The sequence below is a fragment of the Muribaculum sp. NM65_B17 genome (assembly GCF_004793735.1).
In the GTDB taxonomy this organism is placed as follows: domain Bacteria; phylum Bacteroidota; class Bacteroidia; order Bacteroidales; family Muribaculaceae; genus Muribaculum; species Muribaculum gordoncarteri.
The window spans coordinates 467790-490043 of record NZ_SRYY01000002.1; the positions used below are offsets into that span (position 1 = coordinate 467790).

Consider the following 22254-nt stretch of genomic DNA (forward strand, 5'->3'; position numbering starts at 1 on the left):
ATTATGAATCATCTAATTACCGCTGCGGTCATGGCGCTTATGCCAATGACCGCGTTGGCCGTAGACGACACTCCTCACGGAACTCCCGCTTCGACCAACATCCCCGAAGCGCAGTATCCCTGTGTCGATTCACAGTCACGCGCCACGTTTAAGCTTGCTGCTAAGGATGCCAAGGATGTAAAAGTCGACATCTGCGGCAAGAAGTATGACATGACAAAGGATGCCGACGGCGTGTGGACCGGAACCACCGATCCGCTTGTCGAGGGTTTCCATTACTATTTCCTTGTTGTCGACGGTGTTTCGGTCATCGACCCCGCCACCGAGGCTTTCTTCGGCTGCGGCAAGATGTCGGGCGGCATCGAGATTCCCGAGTCAAAGGAGGCTGCCGCCTACTATACATTTGACAAGAACGTGCCTCACGGACAGGTGCGCGAGTGCAAGTACTACTCCAATCTGGAGAATGCCGAGCGTCGCTGCTTTGTCTATACTCCCGCCGAGTATGAAACATCGCCTCAGAAGCGTTATCCCGTTCTCTACCTCCAGCACGGAATGGGCGAGGACGAGCGCGGATGGTCGCAGCAAGGCATGATGGCCAACATCATGGACAACCAGATTGCTGCCGGCAAGTGCGTGCCCATGATTGTGGTTATGGACTACGGCAACTGCGGTTACTCATTCGGAGCACGCAAGGGCGAAACGATGGAGCAGTTTGGCGCATCGTTCACTCCCATCATGCTTGAGGAGATTATTCCTTTCATCGACAGCAACTTCCGCACACTCACCGACCGCGACAACCGTGCCATGGCCGGCCTCTCATGGGGTGGACGCGAAACATTCCAGACAGCGCTGCCCAATCTTGACAAGTTCTCGCACATAGGCACATTCAGCGGCGCACTCTTCCTCCCGCTTGATCAGATTCCCACTCTCTACGGCGGCGTGTTTGCCGATGCCGACGCTTTCAACTCCAAGGTACACACCCTCTTCATGGGAATGGGCTCGGAGGAGAATTTCGGAAGCGACCGCATCAGCCAGGCCCTTCGCGACAACGGCATCAACTGCATCTACTATGAGTCGCCCGGCACTCATCATGAGTGGCTCACATGGCGTCGTTGCCTCAATGAATTTTTACCGTTGATATTTAAATCTGACAAGAAATGAAAAGGACATTGATATTCATAATGCTTTTGACGCTGGCACTCGGCAACACCATCGTTGCCGGGGATGCCGGCAAGCCCGAAGGGCAAGTTTCGGTAAATGCAGTGCGTCGTTCGCAGGTGCCCCGCATCCTGCCCGGCAATCGTGCCGCATTTGAAGTGAAGGCTCCCGAAGCCAAGAAAGTTCAGCTCGACCTTGGCCGCCTTTATGACATGACGCGCGACGACAACGGTGTGTGGCGTTGTGTCACCGATTCGCTTATGCCCGGTTTCCACTACTATTTCCTCGTCGTTGACGGTGCAAGGGTTGCCGATCCGGCAAGCGAGTCGTTCTTCGGCTGCGGAGTCATGGCTTCGGGTCTTGAAGTGCCCTATGCCGAGGGTGACAAGCGATTTGAGTTGGCCGATGTGCCTCACGGCGAAGTGGTGCAGCGTCGCTACCACTCGTCGGTCGACAATGCCGACAAGCGCATGTTCATATACACTCCGCCGGGCTACAACAGCTCGACCGACCGTTACCCCGTGCTCTATCTTCAGCATGGTGGAGGCGAGGACGAGCGCGGATGGTCGCAGCAGGGTCGCACCGACATAATCATGGACAACCTCATTGCCCAGGGCAAAGCCGTGCCTATGATTATCGTGATGAGCGACGGCAACAGCCGTGACTTCACCGAGGAGCTCATCAAGGAGTGCATTCCCTTGGTCGAGAGCAACTATCGCGTCATCGCAGGTCCCGAGGGTCGTGCCATCGCCGGCCTCTCGATGGGTGGAATCCATGCGTTGAACGCCGCTATCACGCATCCCGAACTCTTCAGCAATCTTGGCGTGTTCAGCTCGGGCTGGTGGGCCACTTCGGCCGCTCCCGGCGGTATGGGCAACGACACCGAGAAGTATTACGACCGCATCAAGAAGGATACCGATTACTTCAACCGTCAGTTCCGCAATGTGTGGATCTCGATGGGAGGTAAGGAGGATATCGCCTACAATAATTGTCAGGTTATGATGAAGCGTTTCGACGACCTGGGATTGAAGTATGAGTACTTTGAAACTCCCGGCGGCCACACATGGCCCGTTTGGCGCGAAAGCCTCTATCGTTTTGCACAGCGAATTTTCAAATAATAGTAATTTTTTAAAGTCACCATGAACCACCGATTTTTAACTATCATTTCTACCGGCGCGTTAGGGTTGGCCTCGATGTTTGCGACGGCCCAGAACCCCATTGTACGTGACCAGTTTACCGCCGACCCTACGGCGCGAGTTTTTAATGGAAAAATGTATCTTTATCCATCGCACGACATTCCCAGCCCCATCGAGAGCCTCAAGGAATGGTTCTGCATGGCCGATTATCATGTATTCTCCTCCGACAATCTTGTCGACTGGACCGACCACGGCATGATAATAACTCAGAACAATGTGCCTTGGGTACGCCCCGATTCTTATTCGATGTGGGCGCCCGATTGCGTTTACAAGAACGGAGAGTACTTCTTCTACTTCCCTTCGGCACCCAAGGGTGAGCGTCGCGGATTCCAGATAGGTGTTGCCCGATCGACATCGCCTACCGGCCCGTTCATGCCTATGCGTGAGCCTATCAAGGGTGTAAACGGTATCGACCCGTGCGTCCTCATCGACACCGACGGCCAGAGCTACATCTACTGGTCGGGAGGAGGCATGATGGGAGCAAAGCTTAAGGATAACATGGTCGAGCTCGCTTCCGATCCCGTGAGAATCGAAGGTCTGCCCGACGGCTTCAAGGAAGGTCCTTTTGTATTTGAGCGCAAAGGAAAATACTACTATACATTCCCCTGGGTACGCAAGGACACCGAAACTTTGGCCTATGCAATGGGTGACAATCCCCTCGGCCCGTTTGAGTTCAAGGGCACTATAATGGAAGAATCGCCTACAGGCTGCTGGACCAACCATCACTCGATTGTAGAGTACAACGGTCAGTGGTATCTCTTCTATCATCACAACGACTACTCTCCCGAGTTTGACAAGAACCGTTCGGCTCGCATCGACTCGCTTGAGTTCAATGCCGACGGCACTATCCGTCCGGTAGTTCCCACTCTCCGTGGCGTAGGTATATCCGATGCTCGTCGTCACATTGAGATTGACCGTTACAGCGACATAAGCCCCAAGGGTGTCAAGATTGACTTCCTCAATCCCGACAACAAGTTTGACGGCTGGAAGAGCTCGTTCAGCAAGGGCGGTTCATGGGTACGTTATAATAAGGTAAACTTCGGTGAGAAGCCCGTCAAGACCGTTTCGGCCCGCGTTAAGTCATCTGCAGGAGGCACGCTCAATGTGCTCGTCGACGGTCCCAAGGGCAAGAAGGTTGCTTCGATAAAGGTGCCCAAGTGCAATGACTGGCGTGTAGTTTCAGCCGACATCGTCGGCGATGCTCCTCTTGGCGTTCATGACCTCGTGGTGGCTCTTCAGAACGGCCGCGTCGATGTCGACTGGGTGGGCTTTGACGCTCTTCCCTGGACAGCGGGCGCTATGACCACAGGTCGTTACCGCAACATGTTTGCCGAGGCCGGATATTCTCAGGCCGAAATCGATGCCAAGCTTGCCGCCATCTACGACAGCGTTTTCCACGGTCCCAACAAGGTTTACTTTGAGGTGGGCGATTCGATGGCCTACATCTCCGACATAAAGAACCATGATGTGCGCACCGAAGGTATGTCCTACGGAATGATGATTGCCGTTCAGTTTGACAAGAAGGATGTCTTTGATCGCCTGTGGCGTTGGTGCCGCAAGTACATGCAGCACTCTTCGGGTGACATGGACGGATACTTTGCATGGAGCTGCAAGACCGACGGTACACGTAACTCTCAAGGCCCTGCTTCCGACGGTGAGCTCTACTACATCACATCGCTTATATTCGCCTCCAACCGCTGGGGCAATGACACCGGCATCAACTATCTTGCCGAGGCACGTAACATCCTTGACAAGTCGATGCTCAAGACAGGTCACAACCGTGTGGCTCCGTTGATCGATGTCAACCACAAGCTCATTACATTTACCCCCGATCGTTGGGGGGGACGCTATACCGACCCTTCCTATCATCTGCCCGCATTCTACGAAGTATGGGCCAAATGGGCCGGCGACAACCGTTCGGAGTATTGGCTTGAGTGTGCTCAGGCAAGCCGCGAATATCTGCACAAGTGTACTCACCCCGTTACCGGCCTAAACCCCGACTACAGCAACTACGACGGTACACTGCTCGGCCGTAACGGCATTTTCGGCGACGCTTTCCGCTTCGACTCTTGGCGTGTGCCCATGAACATTGCGCTTGATTACTCTTGGTCGTGTGCCGACGGCGATTGGCAGCGTGCCTATGGCAACCGCATTCAGGACTTCCTCTACTCACAGGGTATCGATGACTTCGTTGACCAGTACAATGTCGACGGCTCTACAGTTGAGCGCATAGCTTCAGCCGGAGGTAAGACAAAACTGCGTCACTCACTCGGGCTTGTGGCTACTTCGGCTGCGGTTTCTCTCGCATGTACCGATCCCAAGTGCTATGAGTTCATCCACAAGCTGTGGAATTCGGGTCATCAGCCCTACGATGACGGTTATTTCGACGCTTATTACGACGGATTGCTGCGACTCTTTGCATTCATGCACCTCAGTGGCAATTATCGTGTAATTTGTCCTGCTGGAAATAGCTCGGAATCAATTTAATTGTGTAACTTAGCTAAAGAAAAAAATTATCACATCGATTCTTTAGTTATGGATTACATTCTCAAATGCCTTTCGGCATTTCTATGTGCGATATACATTGCAGGCTGCACCGCAAGTGTGCCTGTCGATAATGTGACGGATGCCGGCACGGCTCCCGAAATCACTCCCGACTATACCGGGATAGTGATACCTCCCAATATCGCGCCGATGAACTTTGAGATTGTAAATCCCGGCAAAGAATACGTAACACGCATCACAGGGGCCGACGGCGGTGAACTCACTGCCGCCGGCCGTGTGGTGAAGTGGAATATCGACGATTGGCATAAACTGCTTGAAGCCAATCGCGGAAAGACACTCGACTATGAAGTGTATGTAAAGGACGACAGCGGCAAGTGGAAGCGTTACACGTTTTCCAACACTGTGGCTCCCGACGATATAGACCCTTACATCTCTTACCGACTTATCGAACCATCCTATGAGCAATATGCCCTGCTCACCATCAATCAGCGTGACTTGACATCGTTTGATGAGGATGTGGTGTTCAACAACACGTTACTTAACGACGACAGCCGAGGATTCTGCATCAACTGTCACGTGCCGCGTAACCAATATCGCGACGGCAGTTCGCAGTTTCATGTGCGTCAGTTCCATGGCGGCACGGTATTGATGACCGATGGCAAAGTGCGCAAGGTGAATCTGAAGACCGACAGCACGTTGGCGGCCGGAGTTTATCCCGCATGGCATCCTACGCTCAATCTCATTGCCTATTCGGTCAACACCACCAAGCAGCGATTCTTTTCGGTGGGCGACCGCAAGGTTGAGGTCTACGACACGAAGTCCGACATGATTCTCTACGACATCGACCGTGACGAAGTGCGCAACATCGCAGCCGACACGACTCTGCAGGAAACCTTCCCGGCATGGCATCCCGACGGCAAGCGCCTTTACTATTCGGTTGCCGCCTATCCCGAAGGTGTAGGACCCGGAAACATCATTGAAAAGTATGACAGCGTGCGTTATGACATAGTGTACCGTGACTTCGATCCCGAAACCTATCGTTTCTCCCGCCCCGATACGATTGTCAATGTAGCGTCATCGGGAAAAAGCGCGTTACTTCCCCGAGTGTCGCCCGACGGACGTTACCTGCTCTACAGCATGGCCCCGTTCGGCACATTCCATATATGGCATCCTGAGAGCGACCTCTATGTAGTTGATTTGGAAACCGGTGAGAACCGTGAGCTTACCGAAGCCAACAGTGACGACACTGAAAGCTACCATTCCTGGTCGTCCAATTCGCGTTGGATCGTGTTCAGTTCGCGTCGTGACGACGGATCTTATACGCGTCCCTATATAACCTATTTTTCTCCCGAAGGAAAGGCCTCAAAGGCATTTGTCGTGCCGCAGGAGTCGCCTGACTACTATCGTCACCTGATGAAGTCCTATAATGTTCCTGAATTTTTTGTAGCGCCGGTTGAGGTGCCGCGAGCCGAGTTGCTCGATGCCGTTCTCGGCGATGCATGTCCTGTAAAGTTCGTTTCCATCTCGGTTGAATAGCTCAATCGGCCAATATCAGTTTGGGTATTGACATGAACTCTTGGCTCTGTTTCATCAATTCGGGATTTTCGATGTAACGGTTGTAGTGTTCGGCCCAGTTGCGGTGAAACATTGTCGACATCAACAGGTCGTTGTAACGCTTGGCAAGCTTGAATTCATCGTTTAGCAGCGCACATTTCACCATGTATTTGAGGAAATACACGCGTTTGCCGTATTTCACCGAGTGCTCCATCGCCCATCGGTATGATTGGTTGGTCTTGCCGAGGTGGTAGTTCACGGGAACCTGCACGAATGCGGTCATTGTGAATGATTCATTTTTTCGGGGATTGCCGTCGGGTGTGTTTCGAGGTTTTATCGTGCTGTTGGCACCTCCTCCGAGTTTTATCAATGCAGTGTTGTTGAGCAGCGTCATGTTATAGTCGGGTTGTTCCTTCACGCGTGACATAACGTTCACTACATTGTCCCATCGGTTATGGTCGATGTGATACAACATCAACACCGTGGCACGCAGTTGTTCGCTTTTCTGTCCGGCCGAATATACGTAGAGAGCCGTCAGCACCGCACACGCGATGGTGAGATAGTTTACTCCTTTCGACGACTTGAATTTTTCGCCGATTAATTTCTGCGTCGCAGCCAATATCACCAACAGCAGGCTCGTGGCAATCAATGGAATCCACAGATACATGTCCCATCCCTTCATCATCAGCTCGGGAAGACCTTTGACATAGAGGCAGTTGTTGTCGACCGTAGTTCCCGGCATATATCTGAAGTAGAGTTGCGGAACTGCAATTATTGCTACAATCGTCACTACGACGGCCGCAATGCCTCCATAGCGGCGCGAGAGCGTTATTGTAACCGCCTCACAGGCAATGCACATTACCCCGGCGAGCAGGGCGAAGAAGCCGAAAAGCGGGTATGTTGCAACGATTATCACTCCTGTAACGGCTCTTAACAGCGGATTGCCGATGGAGCGATAGGCAAGTAACGCTGCTGTCGACAGCGTAAATCCGAATGTGTTGGAGAATAGGTAACCCGGAGTGTTGAGCGAAAGCCATGCCTCGTCGAGCTGCACTATGGTTGCAATCATCAGCAGCGGTGCTACGATGGTGAGCGGATAGGCCGATCCGTCAAGCGAAAAAGCGAGCTTGATTACCCATGACATGAAAATCCACAGCGCAACAAGTATCGTTACACCCAGCCAGGGATAGTACATTAATTGTGTGAGGAACGCGCCGATGTAACGCAATATTCCTCCCGGATAGTTCATGAATGAATCGAAGAAAATTCTGTCGGGCAGGAATAGTGACATCTCATCATACCATCGTAACATGTACCCGTTTTTCACTGCGAGCAGCATGTATGAGAATACAATGAATGCCGATAATGTGATGATATTGGGCGTTAGTGTGAATTTGACTTTATTTTTTACTGGTGACATAGCGTGACTTTTTTGCAAAAATAGTGAAATTTATTATTATCGGATAACGAATGAGGGTCAAATAGCTGCATCGTAACATGGGTAGAGATTTATGTTACATATTTAGTTGTCATATTCGCATTTTAGGCTTAATTTTGTTAAATAACCAAAGATTTTTTTTATTGCAATGGATAAATTCAGTCTATTATTTTTAGGATTGGCCACGGCGCTCTCGGCATCTGCTGCGTCAGATGTTGTGTCGAGTCCCGATGGCAAACTCAGCGTTGAAGTGACCGATGCAGCGGGCACTCCGAAATACAGTGTGAAATACGACGGAGTCGATTTCCTGATGCCGTCGCCGCTGGGCTTTGTAAGCGACTTGGGTGACTACACTTCAGGCATGACCATGACCGAAGTTACGCCCGTGACCGAAATTCATGAGAGCTATTCGCTTCCCAACATCAAGAAAAGCAACGTTGATTATAACGCCAATCAGCGCACATTCAAATTCACACGTGACGGCAAGCCGGTATATGATGTCATCTTTCAGGTAGCCGACAATGATGTCGCATTCAAGTATCACATATATCCGCAGCGCGACCGACGCAGCAGCGTCGTCAAGAGCGAGGCTACCGGATTTGTCATGCCCGACGGCACAACTACATTCCTGTGTCCGCAGAGTAAGCCTATGGGCGGTTTCGCCGGCACTTCGCCCAGTTACGAAACTTCCTATACCGTTGACGATGCACTTGGCAAGAACGGTTTTGGCGCTGGTTACTCATTCCCCTGCCTTTTCCGTAACGGCGACAAGGGATGGACTCTCATCTCCGAAACAGGAGTCGACGGCGGTTACTGTGCAAGCCGACTCATGGGAGGTAACGGCAACACCTACACCATAGGCTATCCCCAGGAAGGTGAGATGAACGGACTCGGCTCGGCTTTTGCCGGAATACCTCTTCCCGGTGAAACTCCGTGGCGCATAATCACCGTGGGAACCGACCTCGCTCCCATCGTTGAAACCACCGCTCCTTTTGATGTTGTGTCATGCAAATATGAACCGTCACAGAATTACGACTACGGCAAGGGCTCATGGAGCTGGATCATAGGTATGGACGGTGCTACAAATTACGATGAGCAGCGCCGTTACATCGACTTCTCGGCCGCCATGGGCTATGAGTCGATACTTGTAGATGCGCTTTGGGACACCCAGATAGGCTATGACAAGATTGAAGAGCTTGCACGTTACGGAAAGTCAAAGGGCGTTGACCTCTATCTGTGGTACAACTCCAACGGCTACTGGAATCACGCTCCGCAGGGACCGCGTGGCATCATGGATAACGCAATCGCCCGTCGCCGTGAGATGAAGTGGATGCACGACAACGGCATTCGCGGCATAAAGGTCGACTTTTTCGGCGGTGACAAGCAGGAGATGATGCGCATCTATGAGGATATTCTCGCCGATGCCAATGATTACGGACTTCTCGTCATATTCCACGGCTGCACGTTGCCTCGCGGATGGGAGAGAATGTATCCCAACTATGCTGCGAGCGAAGCCGTGCTTGCAAGCGAGAACCTGCACTTCTCGCAGGGTAGCTGCGACGCCGAGGCTTTCAACGCAACACTGCATCCGTTCATTCGCAACACTGTGGGCAGCATGGACTTCGGCGGCAGTGCGCTCAACAAGTTCTACAACTATAAGAACGAACCCAACCGAGGCAGCCGACGCGTGACATCCGATGTATTTGCTCTCGCTACAGCGGTGTTGTTCCAGAGTCCCGTGCAGCACTTCGCTCTTGCTCCCAACAACCTCACCGATGCTCCGGCATGGGCTATCGATTTCATGAAGAGCGTTCCCACTACATGGGACGACATTGAGTTCATCGACGGTTACCCCGGTCGTTATGTCGTTGTGGCACGCCGCAACGGCGACAAGTGGTACATTGCGGGTGTGAACGCTCAGGACGCTCCGTGTGAGCTGTCGCTTGAACTTCCCATGCTCGACCGCGAGCAGCCCGTCATGATGTATACCGACGACAAGACTCTCAACGGCACCGCCAAGGAGATGAAGCTCAACAAGAAGAAGCCTCTCAAGGTGTCTATTCCGAGCAAGGGCGGCCTCGTCGTAGTTGGCAATGCAAAATAGGTATTAACCATAAATCCATATATGCACATTTCATGAAAATTATTGATTTAATGACTTTTGGAGCACTGGTTGCTTTGGGGGCTCCATTTGCTGCGGCTCAGAATCCGCTGATTCAGACAAAGTACACCGCCGACCCCGCGCCGATGGTATATAATGACACTATTTACCTCTACACTACTCACGATGAGGATGATGCTGAGGGATTCAAGATGCTTGACTGGCTGCTTTACACTTCAACCGACATGGTTAACTGGACCGACCGGGGCGCTGTGGCTTCATTGAAGGATTTCAAGTGGATTGACAAGGATAACGGAGCCTGGGCCGAACAGGTAATCGAGCGTAACGGCAAGTTCTACATGTATTGCCCGATTCACGGTAACGGTATAGGCGTGCTCGTAGCCGATTCGCCTTACGGCCCGTTTAAGGATCCCATAGGCAAGGCGCTTGTTTGGCAGAAAGAGCATTGGGACGACATAGATCCTACGGTGTTCATCGATGATGACGGACAGGCTTACATGTATTGGGGAAATCCCAATCTTTACTATGTGAAGCTGAACGAGGATATGATTTCCTATTCGGGTGACATCGTGAAACTGCCTCATATCGAAGATTATCAGGAGGGGCCATGGTTCTATAAGAGAAACGGACACTACTATCTCGCGTTTGCGTCGACATGCTGCCCCGAGGGTATAGGCTATGCTATGAGCGACAGCCCCACAGGGCCTTGGGAATACAAGGGTCACATCATGGACCACACTCAGCGCACTCGCGGCAACCATCCCGGTATAATCGACTATAAGGGAAAATCCTATGTGTTCGGATTGAATTATGACCTGTTGCGCATTGAAACCGACCAGCACAAGGAACGCCGTTCGGTTTCAGCAGCCGAAATGCACTACAATCCAGATGGAACTATCAAGGAGGTTCCCTATTGGAAGGACAACGTTCTCGAGCAGATAGAATTCTTCAACCCCTATCGCAGAGTTGAGGCCGAAACAATGGCTTGGGGCTACGGATTGAAGACCGCTCCTCTCGCCGACGGAGGTATATGCGTCAACAACATTGACAATGGCGAAACGCTCACATTGCGCGGTGTCGATTTCGGCAAGAAAGGCGCCAAGAACTTCAAAGCGGCAACCCGCAACGCCAAGCCGGGTGCGGTAATCGAGGTGCGTCTTGACAGCGACAAGGGTCCCGTGGTAGCAACACTTCCCCTCAAGTCATCAGCCGACTTCTCTTTGTCGGAGTGCAAGGTCAAGGGAGCCAAGGGTGTACACGATGTAGTGTTCTGCTTCAAGGGCGACGGTGACAATCTGTTTGAATGGGACTACTGGCAATTCAATTAAACGCAGAATAACAAGCTTTAGATAAAAAATGAAATCTTACATTGCAATGGCTGTACTGTGCATGCTTGCAAGCTGTGCCGGTACAGGAACAAAAAAGGGTGAAGCCAATACCGAAGAGCCAAAGGACAGCACTTTCGCTTTCGTAGGCAATCCTATCGTGAAAAACAAGTTTACCGCCGACCCGGCCCCGATGGTGCATGACGGCCGTCTTTACCTCTATGTAGGACATGACGAGTACTATGCCGGTCAGGACTCGGCTTCGGGCGGCAAGGAGTTCAACATCACCGAATGGCTGTGCTACTCTACTCCCGACATGAAGGAGTGGACCGACCACGGTGTAGTGTTGCGCCCCTCCGACTTTGCCTGGTCGCAGAAGACCCGTGAAGTGGGCGATGCCTGGGCTTCGCAGGTGGTTGAGCGTGACGGTAAGTTCTATTACTATACAACTTTGCAGGGCAACGAGGAGTATCCCGGTTATGCAGTGGGTGTTGCCGTGAGCGACAGCCCCACAGGGCCGTTTGTAGATGCAATCGGCAAGCCTCTTGTATCGGATGACATGACCGACAACGGTAAGCGCGGATGGTGGAACGACATCGATCCCACAGTGCTTATCGACGGTGACGATGCATGGCTGTGCTGGGGTAACGGAACCTGCTTCCTTGCCAAGCTGAAGCCCAACATGATCGAAATCGACGGCGACATAAAGGTTGTCGATGTACCTCGTTACGTTGAGGGACCCTGGCTGCACAAGCGTGGCGACATCTACTATTTGACCTATGCTTCAATAGGTAACGGCGGTGAAACTATCGCTTATGCCACAGCCGACAGTGTCAATGGCGAGTGGACTCCGCGCGGTGAGGTGACCGGTGCTGCCAAGAACAGCTTCACAATACACCCGGGAATTGCCGATTTCAACGGTCAGACCTATCTCTTCTATCACAATGCCGACCTTACAATCGACAGCATTCCCGGTGCAATCGGTCGTCGTGCAGTGTGTGTCGACAAACTCAATTACGATGAAAACGGCTTGATGATACCTGTAGAGCAGACGATAGGTGGCGGTATCCTTGAATAATTAAAAAGTTAACGAATATGAAAAGAAGTATTTGGATTTTGTTGATGGTGATGGCTCTTGGCTTGTCGGCCAAGAGTCATCCCGACAAAAACTTTCACATATACCTTTGTTTAGGACAGTCCAACATGGAGGGTAACGCTCCCATTGAAGAGTGTGACCGACTTGGCATAAGCCCGCGACAGCTGATGATGTCGGCGGTGGATTGTCCCGAACTCGGACGTGAAAAAGGCAAGTGGTACACAGCCGTTCCGCCGTTGGCTCGTTGCAACACCGGATTGACTCCGGCCGATTATTTCGGACGCACTTTGGTTGCCAATCTCCCCGAGGATGTAAGGGTGGGCGTGATCAATGTCGCCATTGGCGGCTGCAAGATAGAGCTGTTTGACGAAGATATATGCGAAGAATATCTTTCCAAGCAGGCCGACTGGATGAAGAACTTTGCGTCATCCTACGACGGTCATCCCTATCGTCATCTTGTTGAACTTGCCCGTTCAGCTCAGAAGGATGGTGTGATCAAGGGTATATTGGTTCATCAGGGCGAGTCAAATAACGGCGAAATCGAGTGGCTCGACAAGGTCAAGAAAGTCTATAACCGACTATTGAAGGACTTGAAGCTCAAGGCCAAGGATGTGCCGTTGCTTGTAGGCGAGATGCTTCCTGCCGAATCGGGCGGCCACTGTGCCGGCATGAATACGATCATTGCCAAGATTCCCGAGGTTATACCTACGGGCCATGTCATATCGTCGGCCGGATGTCAGGGCGCTCCCGATGGACTGCATTTCACCGCTCAGGGCTATCGCAAGCTCGGCGAGCGTTATGCGCTTAAGATGCTCGAGCTTATGGGCGTTCCCGCCGAGGTGTCGATTGTACCCGGCGACATGAGGCTCACCTACAATGAGCCGGCCAAGACCTGGGTTGAGGCTCTGCCTATCGGAAACTCCAAGATGGGTGCCATGATATACGGCGGAGTTCCGCGTGACGAGATTCAGTTGAACGAAGAAACATTCTGGGCCGGCGGTCCCTACAGCAACAACAACCCTGCTGCCCGTCAGGCTCTTGACTCGATACGCGGACTGGTGTTTGCCGACAAGTTCGGCGAGGCCCAGAAACTCATCGATGCTACATTCATGACTCCGCAGCACGGAATGCGTTATCTTCCCTTCGGAAGCCTGTTCCTCAATTTCCCCGGACAAAACAACTACAGCGACTACTCCCGTACACTCGACCTTGACAACGCCATGGCGGCCACTACCTATGTTGTCGACGGCGTGCGTTATCGTCGCACTGCTTTTGCTCCATTTGGCAACGACATAATCGTTATGACAATCGAGGCCGACCGCAAGGGTGCGCTCAACTTCAATCTCGGTTACTCTTGTCAGCTCGAGCACACAGTCAAGGCTTCGGGCGACTCGCTCACGATTTCGATAAACGGGGTAGAGCAGGAAGGTGTTCCCGCGGCATTGCATGCCGCTGCAATTGTCAAGGTTGTAACCGACGGACAGCTGTCGTGCAGCGGTGACTCGCTTTCGGTAAAGGATGCGGGCAATGCCACAATCTACATTTCGGGTGCCACCAACTTTGTAAGTTACAACAACACAAGCGGCGATGCTCTTGCATCGGCTTCAAAGACTCTGGCTGCGGCCATGAAGCGTCCCTATTTCATGCTTGCGGCCATGCACGTGCGCAACTATAAAAACATGATGGGTCGTGTGACACTGAATCTCCCCAGCAGTTCCAAGTCGAAAGCCGACACACGCAGTCGCATTGCGGCCTATCGTGACGGAGGCGATGAGCAGCTTGCCGCGCTGTTGTTCCAGTATGGACGTTACCTGCTCATCAGCTCTTCCCAGCCCGGCGGACAGCCTGCCAATCTTCAGGGTATATGGAATGCAAGCTCAAATGCTCCGTGGGACAGCAAATACACTCTCAACATAAATGCCGAGATGAACTATTGGCCCGCCGAGGTTACCAACCTGAGCGAAACACATCAGCCGTTGTTTGACATGATTACCGATCTGTCGAAAACTGGTGTCGTTACCGCCTCCGAGCTATACGGCGCAAAAGGATGGGTTGCCCATCACAACACCGATATATGGCGCGCTTGCGGTCCCGTTGATGCCGCTGCCTGGGGCATGTGGCCCAATGGCGGTGCATGGCTTGCTACCCACTTGTGGCAGCACTACCTCTATACCGGCGACAAGGAGTTCTTGAAGAAGTACTATCCCATAATGAAGGGTTGTGCCGATTTCTGCATGAGCAATATGGTGGAGCATCCCCGTCACGGATGGCTCGTTACCGTCCCTTCTACATCGCCCGAGCACGGTTACAGCAGTGATGGCTCTATAATTATAGCAGGATGCACGATGGACAATCAGATAGCGTTTGACGCGATGAACAACGTTATGCTGGCTGCCGAGGTTCTCGGAGTGGATGCCGCTTACCGTGATTCGCTGCGCCGCACTATCGACCGTCTGCCTCCCATGCAGGTGGGCCGTCACGGACAGTTGCAGGAATGGCTTGTCGATGCCGATAATCCACGTGACGAGCATCGCCATGTGTCACATCTCTACGGACTCTATCCGAGCAATCAGATTTCGCCGTATGCCAATCCCGTTCTTTTCGCAGGCTCACGTAATACATTGAACCAGCGCGGTGACAAGGCTACCGGATGGAGCATAGGATGGAAGCTCAACCTGTGGGCGCGACTGCTCGACGGCAATCATGCCTACGAAATAGTGCGCAATCTCATCTCACTGCTGCCCGACGACCGCAGCGCACGCAAATATCCTGACGGACGATTGTATCCCAACATGTTTGACGCGCATCCGCCGTTCCAGATCGACGGTAACTTCGGATTTACTGCCGGTGTGGCCGAGATGCTTCTTCAGAGTCACGACGGAGCTGTGCAGTTGCTGCCCGCTCTTCCCGATGCATGGAACGCCGGAAGCGTGACCGGACTGAAGGCTCGCGGAAACTTCGATGTCAACATGACATGGAACGATGGAAAACTCAGCGAAGCGCGCATTGCCTCGCGTAACGGCGGTGTTCTGCGCCTGCGTTCCTATGTGCCGCTGAAGGGCGACAATCTGCGCAAGGCTTCGGGCCCATGCCCCAATCCGCTCTATGCAAGCGCCAAGGTGGCTAAGCCCATTGTTAACGGTAATGCTGCCGATGTCCGTGTCGACCTCCCTGAAATATATGAATACGACATTGACACCGCCCCCGGCGATGTAATAACTGTATATGCCGACCTGTAGAAGGACGGCATCGCGTTTCATTTATTTAATGAAAATTGGGATGACACCCCGCTCACTCTTCCGGTGAGTCGGGGTGTTGTTCCATATATACGGTGGGTGAAACGCCAAACAACTCCTTGAACGATGTAGCGAAGTTGTTGGGATTGCGGAATCCTGTAAGGTCGGCCACTTCGGCCACAGTGAGCTTCTTCTCGACAAGAAGTTTGGCCGCCTTGCGCAGGCGTGTGTTGCGGATGAAGTCGCGGGGCGACTGATTGGTAAGCTCTTTCAGCTTGCGGTGGAGGTGTACGCGGCTTATGCCTATCTCGTTGGCGAGTGTTTCCACCGTTATGTCGGGATTGCCGAGGTTCTTGTTGAGAACCTTCATGATGCGCTCCATGAGCTTGTCGTCGCTCGATGTCGTGTCGATGTCGTCGACCTTTTCGTCATGTGTCTGGTTGCCGCTGAAAGTGTTGCGCAACCGCTGGTGACTCTTGAGCAGGTTGTTGACTGTTTTTATGAGAATGTCGATGTTGAACGGCTTGGTCAGATAGGCATCGGCACCGGTTTCAAGACCTTCAAGGTTGTCTTCCTCGCGGCTTTTCGCCGTAAGCAGCACTACGGGTATGTGGTTGAGGTTGATGTTCTTCTTTATGCGTCGTGTCAGTTCAAGACCGTCCATTTCAGGCATCATCACGTCGCTTATCACGAGGTCGGGTTGCTGCTTGAATATTATGTCAAGCGCCTCTTTGCCGTTGGCGCACGTGTCTACCTTGTAGTGGGTCGACAACTCGTGAGCCACGTAGTTGCGAATCTCTTCGTCATCTTCGACCACCAGTACGCGTTCGCTCACCTTTACCTTCACGTTGTCGTTGTCGGTTTCATTGATGTCGGGCACGAGTACCATGTTGGTTGTGTGCTTGGGCACTGACGACTGTGCCAGGGGTATGTTGAGCTGGTTGACAGGCAGATGCTCGTGTCCGAGCGGTATTCTCACGACGAAGCGGGTGCCTTGTCCCTCGGGATTGTCCTCGATGTTGATTGTGCCGTAATGAAGCTTTATAAGCGAACTTGTGAGGTGGAGTCCCACGCCGGTGCCTCCTGTCTGATTGTTGCGCACTTGATAGAAACGCTTGAATATGTGCTGTCGTTCCGATTCGGGTATGCCTATACCCGTGTCGGTGACGCTGATTTCAGCATATCGGTGCAGCGGCCCGGTGGTGTTGTCGTCGGTTCCCGATGCCAGCTTTATGTCGATTTTACCGCCGTTGGGAGTGTATTTCACTGCATTCGACAGCAGGTTCATGATGATTTTGTCGAAGTTGGCCGGGTCGACCCACAGCTCCATGTCGTCATGTCCCTCGTGGTCAAATGTCAGGGTGATGTCCTTGCTGTCGGCTACGGGCTTGAATAGGTCGCAGAGGTCGTCGATAAACGGTACGATGGGAGTGTCGGTAAACGAAAGCATCATCTTGCCCTTGTCGATTTTCCTGATGTCCATCAGTTCATTGACAAGTCGCAGAACTCGCTTGGCGTTTCGGTTGATAGTGCGGTAATCCTTCTGGCGCGCCGGATTGTCATCGGATGCCATGAGCTTTTGCAACGGACTCATCACGAGCGTCATAGGCGTGCGTATCTCGTGCGATATATTTATGAAAAACTGAAGCTTGGCTTCATTGATTTGAGCCTCGTAGTTTCGCTCGATTGCCTCTCTCTTGCGGCGTGCACGCATCTGCATGACATAGTAAGCGTAATATATCACGCCAAGCACGATTATGAGGTAAATCAGCTTGGCCCACCATGAGTTATACCACACCGGGGCGATGCTGATTGTAATCACCGATTCATCTGACTGGATGCCGTTGTCTACGGCAACAATTCGCAGTGTGTGGCTTCCGGGCGATACATCGCTGAAATTTACGGCGTTGGTTCCGTGGGGGAGGTCGATCCACTTTTCATTATCAAGCGAATAGCGGTAGATCAGCGATTCGGGACGGTTGTACTCACGTGTTCCGAATTCAATTGAGAATGAGTTGTCGGCGTGAGAAAGCTTGAATTCCGTAGCCTTGAATACCGGATTTTTTGTTATCGTTCGAGCCCCTGATTTCATACCTGCCTTTATCGGCTTGCCGTGGATATAGAAGTCGGTTACTCTCACGGTCCACTTGCGTCCAGGAATTATCACGTTCTTGGGATTGAAGTAGGTGATTCCGTTGGTTCCACCGAAGTAGATTGTGCCGTTTTTGTCCTTGAACGACGCGTTTTTGTAGAACTCGTTGCTTTGCAGACCCTCTTCGACATAGAATGTCGTGAATGTTTCCTTTTCGGGATTAAATTGTGCGAGTCCTGCGTTCATGCTTATCCACAGCGATGACGCGTCATCCTCCTGAATTGCATAGATCACATTGCTCGGAAGCCCGTTTTCGGTGGTATAGAGCTTTTCGCTGTTGGTTTTCGGGTCGAAACGTATCAGGCCGTTGGACGACGCTATCCACATTATGCCCGATTTACTTTCAAGCATGGAGTATATGATGCTCGACGGTGAGAATTGGCTTATCTTTCGGTCACCCGACGGATTCTCTATCTTGTAGAGGCCGCTGTAGGTGCCGAGGTAGAGTACATCGTTGGCAGGAGAGTAGTGCAGGGTGCATATCCATGACTCTATTTTGCCCAACAGGTCGTCACACTGCTTGGTTGTCTTTGTGTCGAGATTGTAGCTGAACAATCCCTGGCCCATTGTGGCTATCCAGATGTTCCCTTTGTTGTCCTCCGAGAAAGCGTAGCATCGCTGCACATCGCGGTTGTAGATGTCGTGTAGCTTGATGAATTCGATCTGTCCGGTCTTGCGGTTCAGTATGCCGGCTCCGTTCAGGTAGGTGCCGAGCCACAGGTTTTGGCGTGAGTCCTCGAAGATGTTTATCACCACCTCGGGCACCGGATTGAGATAGTGGGCATACTGTGTTCCGTCGGGATTGACTCCATACACGCCGTCGTTGTCGATTCCCACCCACAGGATGCCGTTGGCGTCGCGGCACATCGTCGTGACGCAGTTGTAGCCGATGACATTGTTGGCTATCGACTTGTGGCCGATGTACTTGAATGAATTGGGATGAGCCGGCAGCATCACGAGCCCCTTCTGGTAAATTCCGAGCCACAGGTTGTTGCTGTCGTCCTTGGTCACACTGTGTACTTTCTGCTTGTGGTAGTCGAGGTCGCCGTTTCCAAATTTCACATCGCTTATCTGATTGCTCATGGGGTTGAATATTTTCAACCCTCGTCCATCGGTGGCAAGATATATTTCACCGTTTACATCGGTGTAAAGTTCTTTAACAAACGAATGGTCGTTATTGACCGTATTTACAGGTATGAATTTGTCGGACTTCTTGTCAAATTGGAAAAGTCCGTGCTTCATGCTTCCCGCATATATTACACCGTTGCGACCTATGGTAATTGAGGTGAGTACGGGGTCGCCGGGGCGTCCGAAATAGCGATATATGTTATTGTCGGAATCAAGCCTGTAGGTACCCATCTCCTCTTTCAGGAGCCACAGGTCGCCGTCAATGTCCTCGATGCCGTTGTGTACATACTCTATCTCGGGGTGGTCGGTAAATGCAGGTTCTATTACTATGCTCTTGTTGTCGGCCTTGACTATGCGACCTACTTTGTTGCCTATTACGATTATTTCACCGTTCTTGCGGAATATCAGGTCGTTGATGGCGCTTGCAAACGTTTGTCCGTCAGGTGTCTTTGCCAGCGGTGAAAATGTGTCGGTGGCCGGGTCATGCAACTGCAGACCGGCGTAGGAGCCGATGAATGTGCGACCTTTACTGTCGACATTTATGGTGTTGACAAGGTTGCTTGCGAGCGATGTCGAGTCGCCCGGTATGTTTCGGAACACAATGAATTTGGATCCGTCATATCGGTTCAGTCCGTCTTCGGTGGCTACCCAAATCATCCCGTTATTGTCTTGGCACACTTTCATGACGAGGCTGCTCGATATGTCATGGTCGGAGGTGAACAGCTTATAAGATTGACCAGAGCAAATTAGACAATTTAAGGTGATGAATAGCAAAATCACTAAAGGTCTTATCATATTTTATGTCGGTCTAAGGCTAATTTTTGCTTAATCGGTAGTTCAAAAATATGAAAATATCCCAATTAATCGGTGAAACAGAACTCTGTTTTAAGCTTTTTTAACGGCATTATGCCATTGTTAAAATCGCATTAAAGAGTTGTGACTCCATCTTTTTTCAAGTTTGGAAGGAAGTAGGCCACAAGTCCGAGCAGCGGCATGTAGGCGCATGCGTGATACACGGTTTCGATGCCGTAACTGTCGGCGAAATTGCCCAATACGGCCGAGGCCACTCCGGCTATGCCGAAGGCAAACCCGAAAAACAGTCCCGAAACGAGTCCGAGCTTGTTGGGAAGCAACTCCTGTGAGTAAAGCAGTATGGCGGGAAAGGCCGACGACAGCATGAATCCCACGCAGAAGCTGAGAACAACCGTCATTGCAAGTCCGGTGTAGGGCATGAGCATGCTGAACGGTGCCGTACCGAGAATCGATACCCATATCACGGGCTTGCGTCCGTAACGGTCGCCGATCGGGCCGCCCACGAGGGTGCCGACTGCTGTCGACACAAGGAATACGAAGAGGAATATCTGGGAGTGTTGGATGCTTACGCCGAATTTGTCGATAAGATAGAATGTGTAGTAGTTGGTGAGGCTCGCCATGTAGATGTACTTGGAGAAGATAAGCACAAGAAGCACCCCGATCACGAATATCGTGCGCCTCTTGGACAACGGCAGTGGCAGGTGGTGCTGCGTCTTGCCGTTTGTGCGTGACTTGATGCCGTTGAGGTAACTGCGATACCAGCGGCATATAGGGCGCATGGCGTAGAAAGCGAGTGCCGATATGATGAGAAACCACATCACGTGATGGCGTCCGTAGGGTGCCACGAGCAGGGCCACGAGCAGCGGGCCTGTTGATGTACCGAGGTTGCCGCCCACCTGGAATATGGATTGCGCAAGACCGCGTCGGCCGTGGCTTGCGAGCGATGTTATGCGTGACGCTTCGGGGTGGAGTGTCGACGAACCTACACCTACAAGAAACACCGACACAAGTACCATGGCAAGCGATGACGACCAGGCAAACAAGATGATGCCGAGCGTGGTGGAGCACATTCCCATGGGCAGGCTACCTACAAAGGGGCGCTTGTCAAATGCCAATCCCACAGCCGGCTGAAACACTGATGCCGCTATCTGGTAAACGAGAGTTATCAGGCCTATCTGGGCAAAGTTGAGCGACAGATCGTCCTTCAGCATGGGATACACGGCCGAGATGACGGCCTGGAGAAGGTCGTTGAAGCAGTGTACACAGCACAATGCCATGAGTATGGGGAAATTGGAGTCGGAAGCAATATTCTTAAGCTTAAGTGACAGGTTTGACATAGGTGATATCGTGAAAAAAACAGTGCAAAGTTACAAAAAAATGGGTAAATTTGCACACCCACCAATGATTGCAGGGGCTATGAATGAACGCAAGATAATTCACATTGACATGGACGCTTTCTATGCTTCGGTCGAGCAGCGCGACAATCCCGAGCTGCGAGGCCGTCCGGTTGCTGTTGGTCACGCCGAGCGTCGCGGGGTGGTGGCTGCTGCAAGTTATGAGGCGCGCCGCTACGGTGTGAGGTCGGCCATGTCGTCGCAGAAAGCCAAGCGTATATGCCCCGAACTTATTTTCGTTCATGGACGAATGGATGTCTACAAGAGCGTGTCGCAGAGCATCCATGACATATTTCATGAATACACCGACATTATCGAACCTATATCGCTCGACGAGGCGTTTCTCGATGTCACGGTCAACAAGCCGGGCATAGAACTGGGTGTCGACATTGCCCGCGAGATAAAGCGCAAAATTCGCGAGCGTCTTAATCTCGTGGCCTCGGCGGGAGTGTCCTACAACAAGTTTCTTGCAAAGATTGCGTCGGATTACCGTAAGCCCGACGGGTTGTGTACGATACATCCGTCACAGGCGCTTGACTTTATAGCCAGGTTGCCGATTGAGGATTTCTGGGGAGTGGGGCCCGTGACGGCCGGAAAGATGCACTCGATGGGCATTCACAACGGGGCGCAGCTGCGCGACTGTCCCAAGCGCATACTGACGCGTGCTTTCGGGAAGGCCGGATTGGTCTACTATGACTTTGCCCGAGGCATTGACAATCGTCCTGTCGAAGCTGTGAGAATCAGAAAGTCGATAGGGTGTGAGCACACTCTTGACGAGGATATAAACGACTCGTCGTCGGTCGACATCGAGTTTGTCAAGGCCGCCGAGGAGTTGTACAGCCGTCTTGAGCGCAAAGGATTCCAAGGCTCTACGCTGACGCTGAAGGTGAAGTTTCACGATTTTGTGCAGATAACGCGCAGTGTCACGCTGCCGGGACATGAGGCCATCGACACTCTCGAAAAGATTATCGCCAACGGACGCAAACTTGTCAATGAGGTGGACTATGCGTCACATCCCATAAGACTTATAGGACTTTCGGTTTCAAATCCGCGTGACATGACAGCCGTCGGGCCTGTGTGGCGTCAGCTGTGCTTCGACTTCGACAATCCCGACGGTGTGGACTCTTGAATGGATGTGGG

The 22254-nt window shown here is 52.1% G+C and carries 12 protein-coding genes; 9 read left to right on the plus strand and 3 right to left on the minus strand.

What is annotated here, in order from left to right:
• Positions 1-3: 3 nt before the first annotated feature.
• From E5354_RS04505 to E5354_RS04520, 4 genes are read left to right on the plus strand one after another with little or no spacing between them, the layout of a single operon-like run.
• Positions 4-1158: an alpha/beta hydrolase-fold protein gene (locus E5354_RS04505; protein WP_123395309.1), complete on the plus strand. Its 1155-nt coding sequence runs from the start codon at positions 4-6 to the stop codon at positions 1156-1158.
• Positions 1155-2273, plus strand: a complete 1119-nt coding sequence (locus E5354_RS04510; protein ID WP_123395310.1) for an alpha/beta hydrolase-fold protein — start codon at positions 1155-1157, stop codon at positions 2271-2273. The genes E5354_RS04505 and E5354_RS04510 overlap by 4 nt, the downstream gene beginning before the upstream one ends.
• Before the next feature lie 21 nt (positions 2274-2294).
• The gene (locus tag E5354_RS04515; protein ID WP_123395311.1) at positions 2295-4838 is read left to right on the plus strand and encodes a glycosyl hydrolase family 8; all 2544 of its coding nucleotides are present in this window, start codon (positions 2295-2297) and stop codon (positions 4836-4838) included.
• 48 nt (positions 4839-4886) lie between these two features.
• Positions 4887-6392: a TolB family protein gene (locus E5354_RS04520; protein ID WP_123395312.1), complete on the plus strand. Its 1506-nt coding sequence runs from the start codon at positions 4887-4889 to the stop codon at positions 6390-6392.
• 1 nt (position 6393) lies between these two features.
• Here E5354_RS04520 and E5354_RS04525 read toward each other — a convergent pair whose 3' ends face one another.
• The gene (locus E5354_RS04525) at positions 6394-7830 is read right to left on the minus strand and encodes a DUF6057 family protein (RefSeq protein WP_123395313.1); all 1437 of its coding nucleotides are present in this window, start codon (positions 7828-7830) and stop codon (positions 6394-6396) included.
• 166 nt (positions 7831-7996) lie between these two features.
• Between E5354_RS04525 and E5354_RS04530 the strand changes: the two genes are divergently transcribed.
• The 4 genes from E5354_RS04530 to E5354_RS04545 are packed head-to-tail and all read left to right on the plus strand — an operon-like array spanning position 7997 to position 15630.
• On the plus strand, positions 7997-9952 hold the full coding sequence (locus E5354_RS04530; RefSeq protein WP_123395314.1) for a glycoside hydrolase family 97 protein: 1956 nt from the start codon (positions 7997-7999) through the stop codon (positions 9950-9952).
• A gap of 32 nt (positions 9953-9984) precedes the next feature.
• Complete coding sequence (locus E5354_RS04535; RefSeq protein ID WP_123395315.1) at positions 9985-11298, plus strand: glycoside hydrolase family 43 protein; 1314 nt, start codon at positions 9985-9987, stop codon at positions 11296-11298.
• 28 nt (positions 11299-11326) lie between these two features.
• Positions 11327-12373 carry a glycoside hydrolase family 43 protein gene (locus tag E5354_RS04540; protein ID WP_123395316.1) on the plus strand — a complete coding sequence of 349 codons (1047 nt, stop codon included), beginning with the start codon at positions 11327-11329 and terminating at the stop codon, positions 12371-12373.
• A 17-nt stretch (positions 12374-12390) separates the two neighbouring features.
• A complete protein-coding gene (locus E5354_RS04545; RefSeq protein ID WP_135946570.1) occupies positions 12391-15630 on the plus strand; it encodes a glycosyl hydrolase family 95 catalytic domain-containing protein in 3240 nt (1079 codons plus the stop codon).
• A 52-nt stretch (positions 15631-15682) separates the two neighbouring features.
• Here E5354_RS04545 and E5354_RS04550 read toward each other — a convergent pair whose 3' ends face one another.
• Positions 15683-19702, minus strand: a complete 4020-nt coding sequence (locus E5354_RS04550; RefSeq protein WP_135946571.1) for a response regulator — start codon at positions 19700-19702, stop codon at positions 15683-15685.
• A 131-nt stretch (positions 19703-19833) separates the two neighbouring features.
• Positions 19834-21057 carry an MFS transporter gene (locus E5354_RS04555; RefSeq protein ID WP_135946572.1) on the minus strand — a complete coding sequence of 408 codons (1224 nt, stop codon included), beginning with the start codon at positions 21055-21057 and terminating at the stop codon, positions 19834-19836.
• Positions 21058-21136: 79 nt separating this feature from the next.
• Here E5354_RS04555 and dinB point away from each other — a divergent pair, with 79 nt between their 5' ends.
• Positions 21137-22243 carry a DNA polymerase IV gene (dinB, locus tag E5354_RS04560; protein ID WP_135946573.1) on the plus strand — a complete coding sequence of 369 codons (1107 nt, stop codon included), beginning with the start codon at positions 21137-21139 and terminating at the stop codon, positions 22241-22243.
• The last annotated feature ends 11 nt before the right edge of the window (positions 22244-22254 follow it).